This is a genomic window from Mesorhizobium sp. M5C.F.Ca.IN.020.32.2.1 (assembly GCF_004023105.1).
Lineage (GTDB): Bacteria > Pseudomonadota > Alphaproteobacteria > Rhizobiales > Rhizobiaceae > Mesorhizobium > Mesorhizobium wenxiniae.
Window position 1 is genome coordinate 1 of record NZ_RZSX01000644.1, and the last position, 3,779, is coordinate 3,779.

4 protein-coding genes are annotated in these 3,779 nt (G+C 61.5%); all 4 read left to right on the forward strand.

Annotated features, from left to right (window positions below):
• The first annotated feature begins 328 nt into the window (after positions 1 to 328).
• The 4 genes from EOA86_RS41550 (at position 329) to EOA86_RS26145 (ending at position 3,769) form a co-directional block, all read left to right on the forward strand.
• A complete protein-coding gene (locus EOA86_RS41550; protein ID WP_342028472.1) occupies positions 329 to 484 on the forward strand; it encodes a hypothetical protein in 156 nt (51 codons plus the stop codon).
• A 51-nt stretch (positions 485 to 535) separates the two neighbouring features.
• Positions 536 to 760 (forward strand): hypothetical protein, encoded by a 225-nt coding sequence (locus EOA86_RS41555; RefSeq protein ID WP_348633368.1) that lies wholly within the window; start codon positions 536 to 538, stop codon positions 758 to 760.
• Between the two features lie 227 nt (positions 761 to 987).
• Positions 988 to 2,616: an NAD(P)/FAD-dependent oxidoreductase gene (locus EOA86_RS26140; RefSeq protein WP_091598574.1), complete on the forward strand. Its 1,629-nt coding sequence runs from the start codon at positions 988 to 990 to the stop codon at positions 2,614 to 2,616.
• Entirely contained in the window at positions 2,609 to 3,769 is a 1,161-nt protein-coding gene (locus EOA86_RS26145; protein ID WP_206630134.1) for an FAD-binding oxidoreductase, read from the forward strand. Before EOA86_RS26140 ends, EOA86_RS26145 begins: the two co-directional genes overlap by 8 nt.
• Positions 3,770 to 3,779 lie beyond the last annotated feature (10 nt).

Consider the following 3,779-nt stretch of genomic DNA (forward strand, 5'->3'; position numbering starts at 1 on the left):
ACCCAAAAGAAGGAACATTTCACCCGCAGAGCACCAAGCCCATACACCCTTCCAAGGGGCGGCATCATTTCGGAATCAGGGGGCGGTTAATTCTCGGAAGGAGGGGGCGAAATCATCTCGGAATCGGGGGGCGACATACCTCGGAATTTGCGGCCAGACGCCGCCTCGCGCACGATGTGCTCGACCCGGCTCGCCGTGAAGACGGTCGCGCCGGCTATCGAAAGGTGACTGCCGAGAACAAGGCAGAGCAGGAACATTGGCTGCTTGACTTGTATAGGAGGCCCTGGCCGACCTCGTCGTCCTGGCCCGATACATGCAGTATTGTCGGATGGGCTATTCGACCCGGCTGCTCGGCAAGACCATCAATATTCATCATGCTTTTCTGCCCTCCTTAGAGGGGGAAAAATCATATCATCAGGCCTGTGAAAGCGGCGTAAAAGTTGATCGGGGCGACGGCTCGATACGTCGCACCAGATCTCGATGAAGGATCGCACTATCATGCGGGACGTCGAGCGGCTTTACGCATACGGTGACAGTGGATGACCTTGTCGCCAAGGGTTGCGATGGCGAAAGCCGCGTCCTTGCTCGTACTGTTAAGTTACACCACTACAGGCATCATGCTCAATGGCAACAGAGCATCGCTTTCCCACCTGACAAGACATTCGCCGATGCCGCCAAAAAGCTGGTGACGCGCGGTGCAGGTCGCCAACGGGATGTGACAAGGGACGCTACTCCGGAGATGATCATCGCGTTACGATGACTTCGCTTCATCTCGAAACCAGATCAGCCCAATTCACAAACTGAATTTGACACAAGGCCTCTAGCGAATGAACATCAACCAACGGCTTGGACTTGAGCATCCCAACACTGCCTTGCGCTGAGGCGCTTCTGAAGTAATCGAGTGGGTCTCCGATGCAAGCAACGTGAAGCGTGCGGAACGAGCACCCGCATGGTCAAGCTAACGATTGACGGTACTATAGCGGACTCATGCAGATTGATCAAAAATCCGTTGCAGGCAAAGAGCTGATCGTCCAGGAACAGACCCAGCTTTTGGTAGTTGGCGCAGGTCCTGCAGGCCTGTCCGCCTCAATTGAGGCTGCTAGGCGAGGTATCTCGGTCGTGCTCATCGACGAGAACCCAGTCACCTTCAAGACGATGGGCAACGAGGTGCCACTGCACTATGGACAGGGCATGTCCGGCGTAGCGCGCAACCGCAATGCCATGATTGAGGCCTTCGTCACTTTAGAGCCACTGATCCAGGTCGCATTTGACGCTGGCGTGGACGTGCGGCTCGGAACCGCCTGTTGGGGGCTTTATGCAAATGGTCCCGGTGTCCACTGGCTCCCCGGTACGGTTGCCGGCCTAGCCGATCAGGAACGCGGTTGGCTGATCGGCGCCGAACACGTCATCGTCGCGGCCGGCCGGAGGGACATAGGGCTGGGCTTCCCCGGCTGGGAGAAGCCGGGCGTAATGGGCGCCACCGCGGCGGTTACACTCGCAACACGGTTCGGAGCCCTGAACCCTCGGCGTGTGGTGATCCTCGGCACGTCGGCGGAGGCGCTGAGTGCTGCCGCAGCACTTAGGGACGCCGGCATTGAGATCGCGGCGATTGTCGAACAGGCGACCGAGCACGTCGGTCCCGACCACCTTGTAACTGAATTGCTCGCCGGCGGCTGCGAATTACTGACCCATTGTGTCGTGCGCGAGGCGCTGGGAGGGGAATCGGTCGAGGGAGTGCTCATCGCCGCCGTAGACAAGGCCGGTCGAGCCGTAGGCGAAGAGCGCCGAATCGACTGTGAGGGCGTCGTGCTGGCGGTTGGCACGACTCCGGTCGTCGATCTCCTCGCCGCTCTCGGCTGCCATATCGCTTTTCAGCCGGAACGCGGCGGCTATGCGCCGGTGGTGGACGCGGGTCAGCGTACCAGCGTCTACAACATCTTCGCGGTCGGCGACTGTGCCGGCATTTGGCCTGCGAAGTCGCTCGACCGCAGAATCGCCGCGGGCGAAGGGCTACGCGCAGTCGGCGCCATCCTTGGGGACGCCGAAAACTTTGACTCGGCGGAGGGCTTGGATCCCGATCGGCCCGTCTACGATTTGTCAGCTTATCGTATGGGTTGGGTACGCGCCAGCGTCATAGAGGCGCGCGGCGGGTTCCACGTATGTCAATGTGAGGAGGTCACCGCCCGCGAGATACTCGAGGTGCGTCCGCCGCGCTATTTAGGCTGGCAAGCCGACCGTCGCAACGACCGCTCGCTCTCGTCCTTGCTAGACAAGGGCCCCCCAAACCCGGACCAGGTTAAGCGACTCACGCGCGCGGGCATGGGACCGTGCCAAGGACGGCGCTGCCGCGAGCAGATAGCGGCCTTGCTGGCGCTACAGGCCACCGCGCCGCTGGCTGCTATTCCTCTCGCAGGCTACCGCGCGCCGGTGCGCCCGCTGCCACTTGCGATCGCCAGCCAGCTTCCCGAATCGGCAGACCAGGCCCGACATTGGGAGCTCTGGTTCGGAATCCTCTCGCAGTGGCAACGCCCATCGGAGGTTCCCGAATTTTATACAGTTTCGACTAATGAAGCGACCGCCGCGGCGGTAAATGGTGAGCGAGGCGGCAGTGACTAAGGTCACGGGCGCATCAGTCGTCATTGTCGGCGGCGGGGTTACTGGGCTGAGCGCCGCCTGGTGGCTGGCACAATCCGGCGTCGACGTACTAGTTATCGAGAAAGGCATTGTCGGTTGGGAGGCGTCCGGTCGCAACGGCGGCGGCTGTGGGCACGTTACTTCGCCTCTCTACCCCGAGATGCTTCGGCTGTGGCCGATCATGGATCAACTGCTCGGCTATCCGACAGAGTTCTCGGCGAATCGGATCCACCTCGCCGTGACCGAGGAGCAATTAGCGGTCCAAAACCGCAGCGCTGCAGCAGTGAAGCGCCAGGGGTACCGCTGCGAGCTTCTCGACCAGAAGCAAATCAGCGAACTCGTTCCCCTCGCCGGCGACAACGTCGTCGGCGCGCATTTTTATCACTTCGGCGGGCACGCTAATCCACACCGCACAGTCCAGGGCTATGCTTGGGGGATGCAGGACCATGGCGGCCGGCTGATGCAACACTGCGCGGTCACGGGGTTCCGCACCGAAGGTGAGAGGGTGGTAGGCGTCGAGACAGAGCGGGGCCTGCTTGGCTGCGATCAGCTGGTGATTGCAGCAGGGCCGCACACTGGTCGCTTGTCCACGATGCTTGGGCAGGAGGTTCCTTTGGCGAGCGCGCGCGCCGAGATGATCGTGACCGAACCGCTACCCTTGATGGCTTACGGCGGTGTCGAGGGAAATGGCCTCCACGGCCGGCAGACACTGCGCGGCAATCTGGCCTTTGGAGGCGGTCCACACGAATGGCTGGAGCTATCCGACAGAGGCCTATCTGCCAACCCCACGACGCCGCTGATGGCGCATATCGGCCGCCGCCTGGTTGAGATGATGCCAAAGGCCGCGCACGCTAGCATCATCCGATCCTGGGCCGGCGTGATCGAGAACACGCCTGACGGGCGTCCCGTGATCGACCGGCTCTCGACGTTTCCTAATGTGGTTGTTGCGACTATGTCCAGCGTGGGCTTCGGTCTCTCGCCATCTAGCGGGCGAGCGATCCGCGATGTGGTTGTCGACGGCATCTGTAGCTTCGCGGACATTTCCTCATTCAGGCTGGCACGATTTGCGAGACTTGAGCCCGACTGGCGTGAATTGCAGGGATGGGTGTCGCTCGCGATGGAGGAGGCCCCATAGACCCCTATCC